Annotated in this window: 8 protein-coding genes; 2 read left to right on the top strand and 6 right to left on the bottom strand. The window is 70.6% G+C overall.

Translation table 11 applies throughout. The features are described 5' to 3' along the window. Positions 1-8: 8 nt before the first annotated feature. Positions 9-2744, top strand: a complete 2736-nt coding sequence (locus E8A74_RS38750) for an ATP-binding protein (protein ID WP_136934138.1) — start codon at positions 9-11, stop codon at positions 2742-2744. A gap of 1018 nt (positions 2745-3762) precedes the next feature. On the opposite strand, the gene E8A74_RS38745 is transcribed toward E8A74_RS38750, so the two are convergent. From E8A74_RS38745 to E8A74_RS38725, 5 genes are all read right to left on the bottom strand, one after another. After that, a complete protein-coding gene (locus tag E8A74_RS38745; protein ID WP_136934137.1) occupies positions 3763-4410 on the bottom strand; it encodes a TetR/AcrR family transcriptional regulator in 648 nt (215 codons plus the stop codon). A gap of 56 nt (positions 4411-4466) precedes the next feature. Then, entirely contained in the window at positions 4467-5090 is a 624-nt protein-coding gene (locus E8A74_RS38740) for a hypothetical protein (RefSeq protein WP_136934136.1), read from the bottom strand. A 275-nt stretch (positions 5091-5365) separates the two neighbouring features. Next, a complete protein-coding gene (locus E8A74_RS54290; RefSeq protein ID WP_211365547.1) occupies positions 5366-8269 on the bottom strand; it encodes a hypothetical protein in 2904 nt (967 codons plus the stop codon). A gap of 238 nt (positions 8270-8507) precedes the next feature. Then, positions 8508-11558, bottom strand: coding sequence for an ATP-binding protein (locus E8A74_RS38730; protein WP_170229698.1), 3051 nt, complete (start codon positions 11556-11558; stop codon positions 8508-8510). Positions 11559-11738: 180 nt separating this feature from the next. Next, positions 11739-16298: a HEAT repeat domain-containing protein gene (locus tag E8A74_RS38725; RefSeq protein ID WP_136934134.1), complete on the bottom strand. Its 4560-nt coding sequence runs from the start codon at positions 16296-16298 to the stop codon at positions 11739-11741. Between the two features lie 171 nt (positions 16299-16469). Between E8A74_RS38725 and E8A74_RS38720 the strand changes: the two genes are divergently transcribed. Continuing rightward, complete coding sequence (locus E8A74_RS38720) at positions 16470-17483, top strand: zinc-binding alcohol dehydrogenase family protein (RefSeq protein WP_136934133.1); 1014 nt, start codon at positions 16470-16472, stop codon at positions 17481-17483. A gap of 2 nt (positions 17484-17485) precedes the next feature. Here the strand turns inward: E8A74_RS38720 and E8A74_RS38715 are convergent, their stop codons facing one another. Then, positions 17486-18367 carry a LysR family transcriptional regulator gene (locus tag E8A74_RS38715; protein WP_136934132.1) on the bottom strand — a complete coding sequence of 294 codons (882 nt, stop codon included), beginning with the start codon at positions 18365-18367 and terminating at the stop codon, positions 17486-17488. Positions 18368-18399: the final 32 nt, after the last annotated feature.

The raw sequence follows: 18399 nt of genomic DNA, 5'->3' as shown, positions 1-18399 counted from the left end.
TCCACGCCATGAAATCGAAGGCGCGTACGAACGTGTACGAGAGCCCGTCGTCGTTCGTGGGGCGCGCCTTGGACATGGCGACCCTCGTCGCCCGGTTCGACGAGGGCGCGCGGCTCGTGACGATCGTCGCGCCCGGGGGCATGGGCAAGACGCGCGTGGCGACGCGATTCGCGGCATTGCACGGCGCGGCGTACGCGGCCCACGGCGGCGGGGTGTGGTTTTGCGATCTGACGGACGCCGGCGACGTAGCGGCGATGTGCCGCGCCGTGGCGTCGGTGCTGGGTGTGGCGCTCGAACGGACGACGGAGGAGAGCGCCGTGGTGGCGGCGCTGGGGCAGGCCCTCGCCCGGAAGAACCGGGTGCTCCTGCTCCTCGACAACGTGGAGCACATCGCGGCCGCGGCCGCCGGGGTGGTGGCCGCGTGGATGAAGGTCGCGCCGCACGCGCGCATCCTGGTGACGTCGCGGGCCGTGCTCGGCATCGCAGGCGAGCACCTCGTGCCGCTGGAGCCGCTCGGGGTGCCGGAGCCCGGCGCGAGTCGCGAGGAGCTGCTCGCGACCGAAGGCGTGGCGCTCTTCCTGAGCCGCGCGCGGGAGGTGCGGCCCGGCTTCGACGTCGGCCCGGCGGAGCTCGCGGCGCTCGGGGACGTGGTGCGCGCGACGGACGGTATCCCGCTCGCGATTGAGCTCTGCGCGGCGCGCGTGCGGCTGCTCGGCCTCGGGCAGATCCGGAGCCGCCTCGCCGAGCCGCTCGATTTCCTGGTCCGGCGGGAAGACCACGGGCGGCATTCGTCGATGCGGCGCACGATCCTGGATTCGCTCGTGCAGCTCGACGAGGCCGAGCGCGCGTGTTTCGCGGCATCGTCGGTGTTTCGCGGAGGGTTTACGCTGGAGGCGGCGGAGAGCGTGCTCGCCCGGCCGGGCGCGGACGTGCTCGGGGTGCTGGAGGGGCTCGTCGCGCGTTCGCTCGTGCGAATGCGCGCGGAGGGCGAGGAGGCGCGCTTCTCGCTCTTCGAGGCGATCCGCGAGCTCGCCGCGGAGGAGCTACAAAAGCGGCCGGGAGAGCTCGAACGCGCGGCAGCCAGGCACACGCGCTGGTTCGCGTGGTTCGGCCGCGCGCTCGCCGAGGAGGCGGCCTTCGGCGGCGCCGCGCGGGAGAAGCTCGGCCGCGAGATGGACAACATGGTGGCGGCGCACGCGCGCGCGCTCGACGATGCGGAGCGCGCGCCCGAAGGGGACGGCGCCGCGCTCGCGCTCGGGCTCGCGCTCGCGCTCGAACCGGTCGTCGTGCCGCGCGGGTTATTCGAACTGCGGCTCGTCCTGCTCGACCGAGCGATCACGGCGGCGCAGGCGACGACAGCCGGGGCGCGTCTCCCGGATTTCGCGGCCGCCCTCGTCGCGCGAGGCGTCGCGCGGCGCGAGCTCGGCGATCCGAAGGCAGCGGCCTTCGATCTCGAAGCCGGCCTCGCGCTCGCCCGCGCGCGGGGAGATACGGCGCTGGAGGCGCTCGCGTGCACGCACCTCGGGGAGAGCGTCGAGACGCTCGGCCGCACGGTCGAGGCGCGCGCGCATTTCGCGCGAGGGCTCGCGTGCCTCGGAGGCGCGGCGGGGGGCCGGTCACGGCGCGTGCGGGAAGCCGAGATCCGGGCGTGCCTCGGGCACGCCCACCGCCGCGAGGGGGATCTCGCCGCGGCAGAACGCGAGGCGAAGCGCGCGCTCGCGCTGTACCGTGATGCCGACTGCGAGGATCGGCTGCCGCGGGTGCTTTACGAGACAGCGGTGATCGCCCTCTTTCGCGAGAGCTACACCGAGGCGGGCGCGGACCTCGACGAGGCGCTCGGGATCGTGCGGCAGAGCGGCGACAAACACGCCGAGGGCGCGCTGCTGAGCGCGCAGGGCATCCTGTTTCAGGAGCGGGGGAAGCTCGACGCGGCGCTTTCGTGTCACGCGCGCGCCGTGCGTTTGTTCCACGAGATTGGGAGCCGTCACCGCGAGGGCAGCGCGCTCTACTACCTCGGCACCACGTTCCTCGAACGAGGCTCGCCGGCCGAAGCGACGAAGATGCTGGTGCGCTCGTTCGACCTGATGGGCGCGGCGGGATTTCACCGCTACGAGGCGCTGATCGCCGGATGCCTCGCGTCGGTATGGTCCGACGAAGGGGATCCCGAGGCCTCCGCGCAGTGGCTCGTGAAGGCACAACGCGCCGCCGCCGCATGCGAGAGCGAGCCAGCATTGCAGGCGACGGTCGCGATTCACGAAGCCCACGTCGCGCTGGCAAACGCGAGCGAGCCCGAGCGCGCGCAGCTCCTGGAGAAGGCGCGCGCGCTCGCCCTCGGGCGCTCGAACGACGACGTGCGGTTCGCGCGGAGGATCCTGCTCGCAGCCGGCCGGCAAGGGCTCTCCGCGCCTGCGGAGGCGCTGGTCGTCTCCGACGAGGGGGCAAGGCTGCGGCTGCCAGGAGCCCGCGCATCGGTGGACCTGTCGAGCCGCGCGCCGCTGCGCCGCATCCTGCTCGCCCTCGCAAAGCTACGGGCCTCCGCGCCAGGACAAACGCTGCCCCTCGACGAGATCATCCGCGCCGGCTGGCCCGGGGAGCGCATCGGCGCAGAAGCCGCGGCAAACCGCGTCCGCGTGGCACTCGCGACGCTCCGCAAGCTCGGGCTCCGCGGGGTGTTGAGGACGGGCCAGGGCGGATATCTCCTCGATCCGGCGACGGCCGTCTACATTGCGTCGCAGGGGTCATGAAGGGTCTCCTCGTGGAGCCGCTTCGCTGGGGCGTTGCCCCAGGCCCCAGGAGGGGGCTATCCGCCCCCTCCACTCCGGACCAGCCAGGGGCTGGACCCAAGCTCGATGAACTGCGCGATGCGCAGTTCATCGAACAGGCCCGGTCAAGACCGGCAGCGACGTTGCCAACCGAGACAGGCGCGCGGCCGTCCAGCGGGCCGGTGGCAAGACCATGGGGGGGTTCGTTGGCGTCGGTTCGATGGGCTGCGCGATGCGCAGTTCATCGATGAGGCCGTGTCTTCAAGCTTGGGGGCCGAGCCAAAAGGCGACGGGGACGTGTGTGCGAGGGATAGGGGCATGTGTCCGAAGAGACGACGTCGAGCCTCCGGAGGTACGAGGCCGTGCCTTGGAGGAACGGGGACGTGTCTCTGGGGCGTGCCGTCGAGCCTCCGGAGGTACGAGGCCGTGCCTTGGAGGGACGGGGACGTGTCTCTGGGGCGTGCGGTCGAGCCTCCGGGGGTACGAGGCCGTGCCTTGGAGGGACGGGGACGTGTCTCTGGGGCGTGCCGTCGAGCCTCCGGGGGTACGAGGCCGTGCCTTGGAGGAACGGGGGCGATGGAAGGAGCGACGGGCTCGTGGCGTCGAGAGATGGCCGCGGTGCAGGAGACCCTAGGCTCATCGCCCGAAGACCTACGGCCCCATCACGTGGAGGGACGGAGCCGTGCTGTTTGGAACGTGAGGTCACCACGTCACGCCACGACGTCATGCGACGAGGCGTTGGCCGCCGACCTGTCAGCGCTGCGGCCTTTGGTAGGCAAGATCATCCCTGGCCTTGACCGGCGGCGGCGTTCCCCACCAAGACAGCCGCGCTGCGGCTTCTGCTGGCACCCCGGCCTCTTCGTCGGCCTGTTTGAAAAACTGCGCACCGCGCAGTTTTTCAACCCTGGGTCCAGCGCCTCGCTGGTCCGGGGTCGAGGGGGCGGACAGCCCCTCGCGGGGTCCGGGGCAGCGCCCCGGCGCGTCGGCTTTGCAGGAGCGCTCAGCCGGGCGCCATGTGCCGCTCGCGCAGGCGCCCGAGGTAGCCGAGAATGAGGTCGGTGATGTCTGTGGTGAGGCGGAGGTCGCGGAGCTCGTCCGGCCGCTGGGTCAGGGCGTCCACGAGCAGAGCGCGGACGAGGAGGACGAGGCGTTTGGCGGCCCGGGAGGCTTCTGCCGCGGGGAGATCGGGCGCGACGCGGTGGACGAGCTCTCGGGCGCGCTCGATGAGGAGCTGCCATGCCTCGTCGCTCGGATCGAGATCGCCGATGCGCAGCACTTGCAAGGCGATCACCTGCCACCGATCGAGATCGGCGGTATGGGCGGCGACGAGGCCTGCTGCGAAGCGACGCACCGCTTCTTCGGGGCAGCTCGCGCAGAAGGCATCCCGCATTTGGTCGTCGAGGCGCGCGAGCATCGCCCGGACGTGGGAATCGATGAGCGCGCGGATGATGGCATCGCGATTGGGAAAATACTGGTAAAGCGACCCGACGCTCGCGCCCGCGATTTCAGCGACGCGGCGGGTCGTCAATGCGTCTTCGCGGCCGTGCTTCAGAATGCGGACCGCTGCCTCGATCACCGCATGCACGAGCGCCTGCGAGCGACGCTGTTGCGGTACCTTCCTCGGCGAGACGGTCGATCGATTCGGCATGGGGCGGCAAAAACGCTAACGTGCGCGGTGGGGTGCGTCAAGTTGATGCATTGGGCTCAAGGCGACTGCCCGATGGGCACCACCACCACGCCGTTCGGCGCCGGCAGCTCGAAATTCACGGTCACTTCATGGGAGGGGGTTCCCGTCTGCGCGGCCTCGTCGGAGGGATACACCGGCACCCGGATCTGATATCGCCCCGCCTGCGCCACGTGCGATTCGTGGCAGGTGCACCCCTCGGCGGTCTTTCCGAACGTATATCGCATTCCCTTCCAGGCATCCGTGGTCGGCGCACCGATTTCGACCGGCACGCCGCCCACCGGCGGACAGGCTCCGCAGGCGAGGCAGCCGCCGTCCGCGCTGTCGCATGCCTGGCTGCACGAGGCGCGGATGGCGAGCGACGCGGAATAGCCGTCCTCGCACGACGAGATCGTGTATTCGAGGGAGCAATCCTTCCGCAAAAAGGCCGGGGAGGCCCCGTCGTTTTCGAACTGGAACGTCACCTCGTACGGCCCGGTCTCCGACGTTTCGACCACACATTGTGGTGGGAGCACGCCGCCCTCGCCGCCTGCGCCGCCGGTCCCACCTGCGCTGCCGGATCCATCCTGGTTCACCTCGCTCCCGCAGGCCGCCGCCAGCACGAGCGTCGCCGCCATTGCACCACGCATCCACCACGAGTTCACGCTACGCCTCCTTGGATGGACGGGCCGAGCACGGGCCCGCCCTTCCGGCCGCCTGCATGGCAATGTCGGCGCCAGCATGAGACCCCGAGGACCCGCGCGCTCCGGCGCCGGTCTCCAAGTCAAAAGGAGCCGGGAATGTGCCAGCCTGGGCCGGCGCTCGGAGGATCCGCTCCCCTGCCCCGACCGTGCACCCTCCGCGAGGTCGACGCACTCCAGGATCGGTCGGTTGCATAGCGCGCGAGCGGCTGCGAGGTCGTCCTTGCACCGACGCAACTTCATTGTCGAGCCGAGGTCCTGCGCCGGACGAGGCCGCCGATGCCGAGCGCGGCGAGAAGCAGCAGGGACCGCGGCCCGGGGGAAGGCCCGGACGCGCGGCAACCGCAGCCGCGATCGATATGAATGTCGGTCGGTTCGCCGCCGCTCCCGCCCTGGCCACCTGTGCCGCCATTGCCGCCACCGCTGCCGCTGCCGCTTCCGCTTCCGCTCCCGCTGCCGCTTCCACTTCCGCCAGCGCCGCCGCTCCCGCCAGCGCCGCCGCTTCCGCCAGCGCCGCCGCTCCCGCCAGCGCTGCCGCTTCCGCCAGCGCCGCCACTTCCGCCAGCGCCGCCACTTCCGCCAGCGCCGCCACTTCCGCCAGCGTCGCCGCTTCCGCCTGTGCCGCCATTGCCGCCTGTGCCGCCATTGCCGCCGCTTCCGCCTGCGTCGCCGCTCCCGCCTGCACCGCCGCTTCCGCTTCCGCCGGCCCCACCCGCGCCGCCGCTGCCGCCGAGCGGATCCAAGAGCCTCGCATAGGCACGGCGCGCGCTGTACGGCGCCGGGGATTCGTAGCGCGTGTACGCCACCAGCACCCTGCCCCCGCCCGGCGCGAAGGCCACGGAGCCCTCATGCTCCGGCGCCATCGACAGCGGGAAGCTCGCTCCCACGTTGCCCTGGGGATCGATCTTCGCGGCGTACAGATCGAGCGACCCGGGATCGGCCGCGTTCGTCAGCGCGTGCCAGGCGAGGACGTAATCCGTTCCGTCGAACGCCACCGCCGAGGTGTCGAAATCGGCGCCCATGCCGGCGACGAGGAAGCCCTGCGGATCGAGGATCTGCCCCGCGGGGTCGACGCGCCCCGCCCGCACCTCGTTGCCCTGGTGCCAGACGATTAGGTGATTTCCAGCGCCCCCGCCGCTGACCTGCGCGGAATGAACGTAGTCGCCACCCGAGACGATGGTGAGATCCACGTTGTCGAGCAGCGCGCCCAGGGTGTCGACACGGCGCCCCGACACGCCGTTGTCCTGGTGCCAGATGACGAGGTAGTTCGTCCCGTTGTAGGCGACCTGCGCCTGCTGGGGATAGTGCTTCTCATCGGCCAGCCCCAGCACCGGCGCGACCGGCATCAGGTCGTGGTCGAGCAGCACGCCAGAGAGGCCGATATTCTCGAGCTCGCAGCCGTTGGCGAAGACCAGCGTGCGAACGCCGTCGCTCGTGGCCGTCGCCGTCAACCGGTTGAAACCCTGGCCGCAGAGCGGGATCTGCACCGGGGTCGCGTCGAGCAGGGCGCCCTGGGGGCTCACGCGCACGGCCTGGTAGGGGTTGTTGTTGTCGATGTACTTGCGCACGAAGATCACCACGAAGTTCGCGCCGTCGAAGACCACGGTGGCCTCGTCGAAGGGCAGGCCCGTGATCGCGATCGGCGTGGCGTCGAGGACCTGCCCCGAAGGCCCCACGCGCACCCCGAAGAGGCCTTGGCCGTCGATGTTCGGCATGCGCGAATCGCTCCAGATGACGAAGGAGGTCTGCCCGTCCGAGGCCGCGGCGAGCACCTCCTCCGCGTTGCCGTGCGTCGAGAAGGCCCGGGGCTGCGTGTCGATCGGCAGGGCCATGCCCGAGCCGAAACGCCTGCCCACGACCGGCGTGCTGCTGGTCTCCGACGTCCACGTGGCCAGCACGCCCGCGCCGTCCGAGGCGAGGGCCACGTCCACGCCCCTGTCGGGCAGGAGCTGCGCAGGCACCGTGAGCGTGCCGTCCTGCGCGAGGCGTGCATACGCGACGCGCGTCCAGAAGTCTCCGCCATCATCCATGCCGTCGCGGCTCCACGCGATCCGCGTGCCCGCGCCGTCGGCGGCCACGTCGAGCCGGTTCATTTCTTCGAATTCGACGAGCTCCGCCGCGACCATGATTCCGCTGGGATCGACGACGGTGCCCTGCGGCGAGACGCGCGTGGCGAAGATCTGCTCCTCGCCCACGTCCCAGTCGAGGTCGTACCAAGCGACGACGTGGTTCTGGCCGTCGAAGCTCGTGGCCAGGTGGGGGGAGCGGCAGTCGACGGTCGGGAGGGAGTTCACCGCAATGCCCCCCGGATCGAGCACCGTGCCCTGGGGCGTGATGCGCGCGCCGCGCACCGTGGCGTCGCCCGAGGAGGTGGCCCAGACGACAAAATGGTTCGTCCCGTCGAAGGAGACATCGACCGGGCTGCAGACGTCGGCGGGCACGTAGATCCCGCCCGGATCGAGGACCGTCGCGTCGGGCGCGACGCGCGCATAATAGAGGCCGCCCATGGGATCGCTGTCGATCGCCACGCGGCTCCAGGCGACGAAGTAATTGGTTCCGTCGAAATCGACGGATGGAGGGCCCCTGAGCTCGAGCGGCATGCCTCCGATATCGAACCCACCAGGGTCGAGCACGGCCCCGGCCTGGCTGACCCGCACGCCGCGGACCTTCCTGTTCTGCACGGTGACCACCAGGTAATTGGTCCCGTCGAACGCGACCGCCGGGGAATACGGCCAGCCGCTGTAGGGATCGCCGTACCAGTCGTCGAGCAGCCGAATGCCATACGGATCGAGCACCGTGCCGTCCTGCGCGACGCGCGTGCCGTAGAGGATCGGGCGGGAGGTGCGCAGGTCCGACCAAGCGAGCAGCCATTGCCCACCCCCGAACGCGGCCTGCGCTCTCGCGCCCGGCGCGGGCGTGAGAACGGCGGGCACGTCGAGCGGGACCTCGGGGAGGAGAACGAGGTTCTGCGCAGGGGTGGGTACACGCGGCGCGTGCAGGACGTCGTCGGAAAGACGCCCTGCCGAGGGCGCGGCGGAGTTCTCGGAGGAGCCACAAGCCGTGAGCAGGCCGAGCAGGGGGACGAGGGCGCGGAGGGATGCGGAGGACGCACTTCGCGAGCGCCGGGACCTGGGCGGGATCATGAGCGCGACCCTACCAAGAATGGCTCTCCTGTTGAAAGAATCGGGCCGCCACATTCATGCTATGCCCGGGTGCATCCGACGCGTGGGAGCGCCCTGGTCCTGCGCCGGACGAGACCGACGCCGAACGCGGCGAGGAGCCGCAGGGGCCGCGGCGCGGAGGAAGGCCGTCTGGGCTGGCGCTCGGAGGACGCTCGGAGGACCCGCTCCTCTGCCCCGACCGCGCGTCCTCATTCGTCTGTCAACCTGGACGCGCCTGTTCTTCTTGCGGGCGGCCTTCGAGCGGGAGCGCGATCGTGAAGGTCGAGCCCTGCCCGACCTCGCTTTGCGTCCAGATGCGTCCGCCGTGCCGCTCGACGATGTCGCGGCAAATGTAGAGGCCGAGCCCGAGCCCGCCGTACGATGTAATGGGCGCGTTCCGCGCGCGGAAATAACGCTCGAAGAGCATCCCTTGCTGCTCTCTCGGGATCCCGATGCCGGGATCGGTGACGGACAGGACGGCCTCGCGGTCGCGCTTCGACAGCGCGACGCGAATCGTGCCGCCGGCGGGCGAGTATTTGATCGCGTTGTCGAGGAGGTTTCCGAGGACCTGCGCGAGACGGCCGCGATCGGCCACCACGACGAGGTCCTCGAAGGGCTCGACGATCTCGATCGTGTGCTTCTGCAAGCCCACGGCCGCATTCGCCACCGCCTCGCGGGCGAGATCCGCGAGCGCCACTTGCTCCGCCCGGATCGTGAGCCGACCGGCCGCGATACGCGAGACGTCGAGCAGGTCATTCGTGAGCGCCGTCAGCCGGCCGATCTGCGCGAGCGCCCGGACGAGTGGCTCCTTGTCCACGGGCTGCCCATCGCGGAGGCGGCGGGATATCTGCTCGAGGCGCAACGTCAGCGTGGCGAGCGGCGTCTTGAGCTCGTGGGACGCGATGGAGAGGAAATCGTCCCGCACGCGGATGGCCTCCTGCGCCTCCTGGTAGAGCTTCGCGCGCACCTCCTCGGCGCATTTCTGATCCGTCAGATCCACGACGACGACGCCCACGCCGAGCAGATCGCCCCGCGCGGTCCGGACCGGATAATAACTCGCGAGCCAGTGCCGGTCGTGGTCGGGATCCGCCGGGATCCGGGCCGAGATCTCCACGCCGACGAGCGGCTTTCCCGTTTCGAGGACGCGGCGAATGTAGGGCTCGACGCGCGCGGCGAGCTCCGGAATCGCCTGGTGGGGCGTCATTCCGATTTCCTCCTCCGGCGACCGTCGATGAATGCCCACCGCGAGGGCCCGGTTGCTCCGGACATACCGCATGTCCCTGTCGAGGAAGGCGAGCCCCACGGGGGCGCTCGTGAACAACGTGTCGAGCAGCGCCAGCGACTCTTCCTTGCGGCGCAGGGCTTCCTGCACTTCGCCATAAAGGCGCATGTTCTCGAGCGCCGTGGAGCACCGCCTGCCGAGCTCCTCGACGAGGGCTTGATCCTCCGGCGAGAAATGGCTGCCGAGGGGCCTCGCGCCCATGGCGAGCACGCCCATCGCGCGCCCCTGGATCAGGAGAGGCACGAGCATCCGCGGCGTGGCGCCGAGGGCGCGCAGGAGCGCGAGGTGCGCCTCGTCGCGCGCGACGGCGAGGAGCGCCTCGTCGGGGACGATCGACGCGAGGAGGGGCTCGCCCGAGCGAAGCACCTGCGTGAAGCCTATCGGATCGTCGGCGCCCGGCAGATAACGGCGGAGCAGCGGACAGAGGCGATCGTCGATCGTCGCGCTCTCGTGTGTCGCCGCCGTCGTGGGTTCGGCGCGCGCGCCGATGCCTTCGGGCAGGACGAACGCGCACCACCGGGCCAGGGACGGGACGACGAGCTCGACGACCGCCGCGAGCGTCCGATCCATGTCGAGCGGCGCGGCGGCGAGCTTGCGGCTCGCCTCGGCGAGGAAGGCCATACGACCGTGCGCGCGCTCCGCGTCGGCCCGCAAGCGGCGCTCCTCGACCAGCAGCCGGTCGCGCTCCGCCTCGGCGCGAAAACGCCGCGAGACGTCGCGGAAGCTCCACACCCTGCCGATGACGTCCCGCCCGATCCGCTGCGGGCGCGAATAACGCTCGAAGAGGCGACCGTCCTTGAACGCGACGATATCGTAGCTCTCCTCCTCCGGCGACTGGTAGAGCCACCGCACCTTGGCATGGAACGAGGCCGGATCGGCGATTTGATCGAGGACGGAGGCCAAGGCCTGCTCGTCGCTCCCTTGCTCGAGGATGGACAGCGGCAGCCGCCACATCTCCACGAACTGCTGGTTGTAGGCATTGATGGTCGATCCGTCCGACGCCGTGACGAGGATCCCATCCGCGGTCGAATCGAGGGTCGTGCGCAGGAGCGAGACCGTCTTTTCGAGCTCCCCCTGCACGTCCTTCCACTCGGTGATGTCGACCATCACGCCGCGCAGCCTGGCGGGCCGGCCCTGGTCGAGCACCACGCGGACATAGTCCCGCAGCCATACGACCCGGCCGTCCGCGGCGATCATCCGGTACTCGAATCGATGGGGCTCCCCTCGGGCCGTCGCCTCTTTGCAGAGCGCCACGCACCAATGGCGGTCGTCCGGGTGGATGTGGTCCACCCAGAACGTCGGCTCCGCGAGCCACTGCGCGACGGTGTATCCGAGGATCTGCTCGGCGTGCGCGCTGACGTAGGTGAAGGAGAACGTGTCCGCGTCGACCTCCCACACGATGCCATCGATGTTGTCGATGATGTCCTCGATGCGACTCAAGCGGGTCGCGCGTCGGACGCTCAGAGGTCCTCCGGCCGCGTGCACGTCCCGCTGGCCGTCCTCGGCGCGGCTCCCGTGCTCGTGGGCCTTGTCCGCCGCGCCGTCCGGCCTTGGCGCCGGCGTTTGTCCGGGAGCGACAAGCCCCACGAAAGCGAGGGCCAGGAGCGCGTCGCCGCTCTCCGCTCGTACGGCGTGCACGTGGCCCGACAGGGGGACGAGCTGTCCGCTGGCGGAGGCGATGCGGTAATCGACCGGGCGGCTCGTGCCGGTCGAGGCGACGGCTTGGCATACGTCGCGGAGGTGCGCCCGATCGTCGCGATGAACCCGGGACAGGACGCACGAGGCCGACTGCGCATCGCTCCGCGGCAGGCCGAGCAGCGCGCTGGCCTGGCGATTCAGGAAGGACAACGACAGCTCCGTCGCGTCGGCGAGCCAGACGATCGCCCCAAGGCTGTCCAGGAGCGAGAGGCCGCTCCCCTTCGGCCCGAGCATTTCGCGCAACGTGGCCCCTGCCCCCGGCGCGTTCAAGTCGCTCGTTCCATCGTGCACGTCGCCAACCTTTCCCCTTCTACATACCTGACGGATGGAGCACTTGCAGCCTTGCGAAGGGGCCCCCGCGTCGGTTCGGCTGCTGGGGTCGGTCTTGGTTTGCCTCCTCTCTTTTTTCCCTCGCGACCGCTCCGCCTTGCACATTCTGGTCGAGGTCGATTGTCCCGGCGCGTGGTGGGATCAGCGCGCGGTGTTTCCAGCGGTGAGGCTCCGGATCTCGTCGAGCACGGCGTCGAGCGCCGCGCGGCGATCGGGCCGCAGGTGGCTGCGGGCGCCGAGCAGCGGCGGCACGGCCGCTTCCCCGAGCGCGAGCAGGCCTGCGCGGGCCGCGCGCGAGACGCCCGCGTGCGGATGAAACAAGCGAGCCGCGATAGCAGCGGTAGAGTCCGCATCCCCGCCGAATGCGAGGACGCGGATCGCAAGCCGGAGGGTCGTGGGATCGGGGTCGTCGAGCAGCGCGCGGGTGGCGCGGAGATAACGTTCGCGTGGCGCCAGCGTGCGGAGCAGGCGGTGGGCGTGGAGGCTCACGCGGCGTTCGGAGGAGCGGACGTGCCGTTCCAGCATGGTGAGGACACGCTCGCGTTCGGAGGGACGATCGGCGCGACCTGCGAAATAGGTGAGCAAGCGGCGCGCGGCTTCCGGACCGGCCGTGGCGAGCGCCGTATCGAGCGCGCGCTCCACGGCGCTGCGTAATGCAGGGGCGAGGAGGTCGAGGAGGCCGGGCGATCGCGCCTCGGCCTCGGCGAGGAGCTGCAGGGCCAATGTATCGGTGGGACGAACGATGCCCGAGAGCACCCGCGAAACGAGCTCGGGGGGTTGCTCGCGGAGCGCTTCGAGAAGGGAGCCGAGCACGGCATCGCGACGCGCGCCGGAGAGCGCCGGCTCGAGGGCGCGGCAAAGCGCCCGCGCGTGGCGTTCGTCGTACCAATCGGCGAGGCGCGCGAGGAGGGAGAGCGCCGCCGCGGGAGACGGGGACGTCGAGGCCCACGCTGCGATCGTGGCTCCGAGGCCGGCCGCATAAAGAACGCCGCCGCCCGCTGCGCGCAGGCCAAAGCGAACCCACGCCGCGGCGTCGTCCGACGTGCGCGCGAGGTCTGCGAGGCGCCTGGGGACGGCGCCCGCTGCGCCGATGGTATCGAGCAAAGAAAGATCCCCGGCGCGGAGACGGGGTTCGACATGCGGGAGGACGTGCGCTGCCGGGAGCGAGCGCAACGAATCGCAGGCCGCTCCAGCGACGCGCGGATGTGGGGACGAATGGAGCGCGAGCAGCAGCGGAATGCGGGAGCCCGGGGGCAATGCGGTCACGGGACCCAAGACGCGGAGCTGCGCGGCCTCGGTCGCCGCGTCGGCGACGGCCTTTGCAACGGCAGGCGTATCCTGCTCATCGAGCGTCATGGTGAACGATCCGCGAATGGCGCCCGCGAGCCATGTGCCGAGCACGTAGGCGCGATCGTCGTGATCTCCAGCGTGGATCAGCGCAGCCGCCGCGGCTTCGCGGACGCCGGGGTGCGCATCGGCGAGCAAGGGCCGGAGGAATGCGCGGTCTGCACGGCGTGCGCGGAATAGCTCCGTGATCGCGCGCTGCCGGACCTCGCCGCGCGTCTCGCCCTGCGCGAGCGCGCGGAGCGCGGAGCCTGCGATTTCGCCGAGGAACGCGAGATCGACGAGGCTCGGCGTTCGCTCCGCGGGACGCGCGGCCGCCCATCGCTCTGCGAGCGCCCACGCCGCGGCGGCACCGGAGCGATCGGCGACGAGCTTTGCGACCTGCACGAGCGGCAGCGCGTCCCGGCCCTCCAGCGCCGCGAGGAGGTCGTTTTCGCGACCCGCATCGATCCAGGCTTGAAGCAATGCGGCTCGCTCGCTCGGAGGTGTGAATGCAAGTGTTCCCTCCCCTGCGAGCCGGAGCACGAGCGCCGCCTGGGCGCGTACGGCGGGGCGTGGATCCGCGCTTCGGGAACGCGCGGCCTCGGGGCCGCTTTGGCGGAGCACGGCAGCAAGCAGCGGCGCGTGGCGCGGGTCGATTTCCTCTTCCATGTCGATGAAAGGGAGCACGCGGCTGGAAACAAAGGGATCCGTCGTCGTGGCGAGCAGGGCGAGGGCGTCCTTGCGCGTCACACGGTCGAGCTGCGGGAGCAGCGCAGAAAGGACGCGCTGCTCGGGGACGGCGAGCCGCGCGCCGATCGTGCCCGCCCGTTCGGCCGCCGCTCGAACGCACGCGACGAGGTCGGGGGAAGGTTTGTCGAGGAAGGGTGCCTCGCGGATTGTCCTTCGCAGCTCCGTGATGCATCGCTCCGCCTCGGCACCCGCGAGGCCGGCCCGCAGCGGGCTCTCCGGCGCGACATCGGTCTCGTGTGGAATGCGATCACGAACGCCATGGCGCCGGAGCGCGGCGTCCAGGTCGGCGGCATTCTCCGCATTCGCTGCATAGGTATGCAGAACGAGGACCTTCGGGAGATTCGGCCGGCGGGCGACGAGCGCGGCGAGCTCCTCCGGGGCGACATCACGCGCGATCGTGGACGCGAGCAAATCTTCGCGGCGTGGCTCCTTTGTCGCGGCGATCCTCTCGACGATCAGCGAGCGAAAAAAGGGACCCGCGATGGCCCGGAGCGCCCGCTCCGCGAGCTCCCGGAGCCCCGGCTGATCGTGCACTGCGAGCACGTCGACGAGCGCCGGGATCGCGTCGGAATCGCGGCTCCGGGCGAGCGCCTCGGCGGCCGCTTTTTTCAAATTCATGTTGGGATGCGAGAGCCACGCGGCGATCGCCCCGCCGAGGCCGGGCACGGCCGCATTCCCGAGGGCGAGCAAGGCCTGGCGCGCGACCGGGAGGGGGACGTCCCTGCTCAGCGAAGGGAAAAGCCAGGCCGCGCAAGCGGGCCCCGCGGCCGAAAGGCAGGCGATCGCGCGTTTGCGTATCTCGGGGTTGTCCCGGCGCAGAAGCGGACGAACCACACGAACGAGGTGCGGATGGTTGTACCCGAAGACGGCGTCGAGCAGGAGCGTCGTTTCGGCGACGGATTCGGACCGCCGACGCAACCTCCGCAGCGCCGCCTCCGCCACGAGCGCGGCGCCCGGATCCGTCGCCCCTTCCAGGCATGCGAGCGGCGGATCCGGAATGGCGAGGCGTTGTCCCAGCGTGCGCAGCGCGGCCTTGCAGAGCGCGCGGATCTCTTCGTCGCCGTCCGTCAGCAGCGCGGCGAGCGGGTCGATCGCGAGGGGCCCGCCCGTACGGCCGAGCGCGCCGATCGCCGAGGCGCGAAAGGGATGCCCGGGGGCTTTGGCAATGGCAGCGAGCGCGTCGATTTGCTCGGCGCTCGCGTGTGCCTGCAATGCATCGAGCGTCTCGGCGGAGATCGCGCCATGTTCGGCCGCCGCGGAGAGCACGCTCGGGGACGGATCCAACCGAAAAAGAACACGCAGCCCGGCCGAGAGCCAGGGAGGCGGCGCGCCCTCGAGGAGGCTTCGCAATCGCTCTGCCGTGGCCGCGCCGCCGAGGCGACCGAGGGCAAACAGGCATGCTTCGGGTTCTGCGTCGAGCCTCGCGAGGAGCACGGGCTCGGCCGATCGCTCCTCCAGCCAGCCGAGCTCGCGAATCGCAGACCGCGACAGGATCGGATCTGCAGCTTGTTCTGCCATTTCGAGAAGGCGCGCGAGGGTCCGCCGTGTCCCGAAGGCGGCGAGCAAACGTGCGGCTCGCGCCTTGGACGCGCCGCAGGAGATGCATTCGTCGATCGTCGCGACGAGCGCGTCGGCCCGGCTGCTCGTGCATTCCACGAGAGGCTCGATCGGCAAGACCTCGTAGCGGAGCGCGAGCTCGATCGCGCGGCATGCCTGGTCTTCATCCGGGGAGATTCCGCGCCGCTTGAGGCAACACATCGCCTCGATCGCCTCGGGTCCCCCGCCGGCCGGCTCGTCCTCGGCCAGCACGAGGAGCAGCTCGACATCCTCGACCGCGCCGAGCGCGCCGAGCGCCACGAGCGCCGCGCGCCGAACGCTGCGGGCCACGTCCTCGCACGTCGCGAATCGCCGCACCCACGCCGTATCCCTGCGCGAGGCCGCGAGGCGCAGCGCCGCGAGCGCGACCTCCTCTCCGTGCAACCACGCGGCGAGCGGCGGACAGGGCAAACCCTGCGCCCAGGGCTCGGCGAGGAGGCCCAGCGCGCGTGTGGCCACGGCATCCGACGAGCGGCGCGCGATGTCCCAAAGCACCTCCGCTGGTTCGACCGGCGAGAGGACCGCACGGAAAAGCCCGGCGCGCGCGAAGGTAATGGCGTGATCGTGCATCGCGGGCCGTGCATGAGCAGCCGCGCGGATCCAGAGCCCCGACGCGAGGGCCCGTTCGACGGGCGCATCCGCGACGGCGTGGAGATCCAGCGGCGACGCCTCGTCGAGCGGCAGGCGCTCGGGGGAGGCGAGCAGCGCTGCGCATCGAAAACGGCACGCGAGCGCGGGCGGAAGGTCTGCGGGGAGCTTGGGGATCACAAGGGGCAAACCCATGACCGCGAGCTCGGCGAGGACCCGCTGCGCGTCGTGTGTCAGCGCGAGGAGGTCTGCCGGCACGCACGCCGCGAGTGCTTGCGGATCGTCTTTCCCTTCCCTCGCCCGCTCCGCGAGCGCATTTGCGGCCGCGAGCGCCTCGGCTGGATCCGTCGAGGCCAGGCGCTCCGCGAGAACGGCGAGCGGCGGTCGATACGTTTCGAGCATCCAGACGGAGGCTTCGGCGCGCATTCCATCGCTGATCACGAGGCCTCGTACCTCAGCTCGATGCTTGACACCAGCGCCTTCGCGGGCTTGTCACGACGTCCCCTTCGCGCCATGCGCTGGCGCATGGCCGGCATGCGCACACGGGCCTCGCGCGGCGGACCGGAAGGCCCAAAGATGCGCGGCACCTCCACGAACCAAGGAGTCGTCCCCATGAAGGCCGTCGGCACCCACCAACCTCTCCCCATCACCGCGGACCATTCCCTCGTCGACGTCGAGCTCCCCGAGCCGAAAGCCACCGGGCGTGACCTCCTCGTCCGTGTCCACGCGGTGTCCGTGAACCCCGTCGACGTGAAAATTCGCGCGAGCTTCAAGTCCGAGGACGGCAGCCCGCGTGTGCTCGGCTGGGACGCGTCGGGCGTCGTCGAAGCGGTCGGGCCGGACGTGACTTTGTTCCGCCCGGGAGACGAGGTCTTTTATGCAGGCGCCATCGGGAGACCCGGCACGAATGCCGAAAAGCACCTCGTCGACGAACGGCTCGTGGGGCGCAAGCCGAAGTCCCTCGATTTCGCCGAAGCCGCGGCGCTCCCGCTCACCGCGATCACCGCGTGGGAGCTGCTTTTTGACAGGCTCGGCGTTCCGTATGGTCGCAAGGCGCAGGCGGGCTCGCTCCTCGTCATCAACGGCGCGGGCGGCGTGGGCTCGATCCTCATTCAGATCGCGCGGCGCCTGACGGGGCTCACGGTCATCGCGACGGCCTCACGGCCGGAGACGAAACAATGGGTCCTCGACATGGGCGCCCATCACGTCATCGATCACACGCAGCCGCTCGATGCAGGATTGGCGGAGCTTGGAATTCCACACGTGCCGTACGTGGCGGGGCTGACCGCGAGCGATCGGCACCAGGACGCAATCGCCAAGGCTGTCGCTCCGCAGGGACGCGTGGTGCTGATCGACGATCCGAAGTCCTTCGACATCGTACCCTTCAAGCGCAAGAGCGTGATGGTCGGCTGGGAGCTCATGTTCACGCGGTCGATCTTCCAGACGAACGACATGATCGAGCAGCATCGCCTGCTCGAAGAAGTCTCGGCGCTCGTCGACGCGGGCGTCCTCCGCACGACGCTGACCGAGCGGGCCGGCCGTATCGATGCGGCGACGCTGAAGAAGGTTCACGCCACGATCGAGAGTGGCAAGGCGATCGGCAAGAGCGTGCTCGCCGGCTTCTGACGTCAGAGCGTCTTCGGCACGGAGGCGTGCACGTGGTCGGCGAGCGCGCGGAGGCGCGGGAGGCCCTTGAGGTCGCGATGGTAGCCGAGCCAGATGGTACGGCCGGGCGGCTCTTCTCCGACGTCGAGGCGCACGAGCGGGAGCGCATCTCCGATGACCCTCGGCAAGACGGCGAGGCCGGCGCCGTGTACGCACGCGGCGGCCTGCACGTCACGGCTGTTGCTCCGCACGGTGGCGTGCGCGCCGGGGAACCGCGCGCGGAGCCACGCGACGTCGGCGAGCGCGTCGAATGCGCGATCCATCGTGACGATCGCGTGTCCCTCGCCGCCGTGCGTGTCGGGCGCGCCGCGCGCGTCGAGGTACGTTTGCGCGGCGTAGAGGCCATACCGGATTTGCGTGAGCTTGCGCTGCACGATGTCCGCGCGGTCGAACGCGATGAAACGAAAGACCAGGTCGGCCTCTTGCCGATCGAGGTCGAGGAGGCGTGACTCGGCCACGACTTCGACGGTGACGCGGGGATGCTCGCGGCTGAACGCGGCGAGCACGGGGCCGAGGACGTGCCGCGCGAACCACTCGCTCGTCGAGATGCGGAGCACGCCGCCCGTCTCGCGCGTCTCGCCGAAGAGGCGTCGCTCGAGGGCCACGGCTTCGTGCTCCATGCGCTCGGCGTGACGGAACATCGCCTCCCCCGCTTCCGTGAGGCGAAATCCGCGCGGCGTGCGCTGGAAGAGCGTGACGCCGACGGATTCTTCCAGCGCGCGGAGCCGCCGGCCCGCCGTGGGCTGCGTGAGGCCGAGCCGCGGTCCGGCGGCGCTCAGCGTGCCGGCGCGCGCCACGGCGAGGAACAAATGAACGTCGTCCCAGGCGACCCGCGGGTCTTTCACGGGGCGCCTTCGACACAGGAGAAGGTCATGCG

The organism is Polyangium fumosum (genome assembly GCF_005144585.1).
Classification (GTDB): Bacteria; Myxococcota_A; Polyangia; order Polyangiales; family Polyangiaceae; genus Polyangium; species Polyangium fumosum.
Note: the sequence above shows the minus strand (reverse complement) of the source record. Positions and strands in the feature narration are given on the sequence as shown.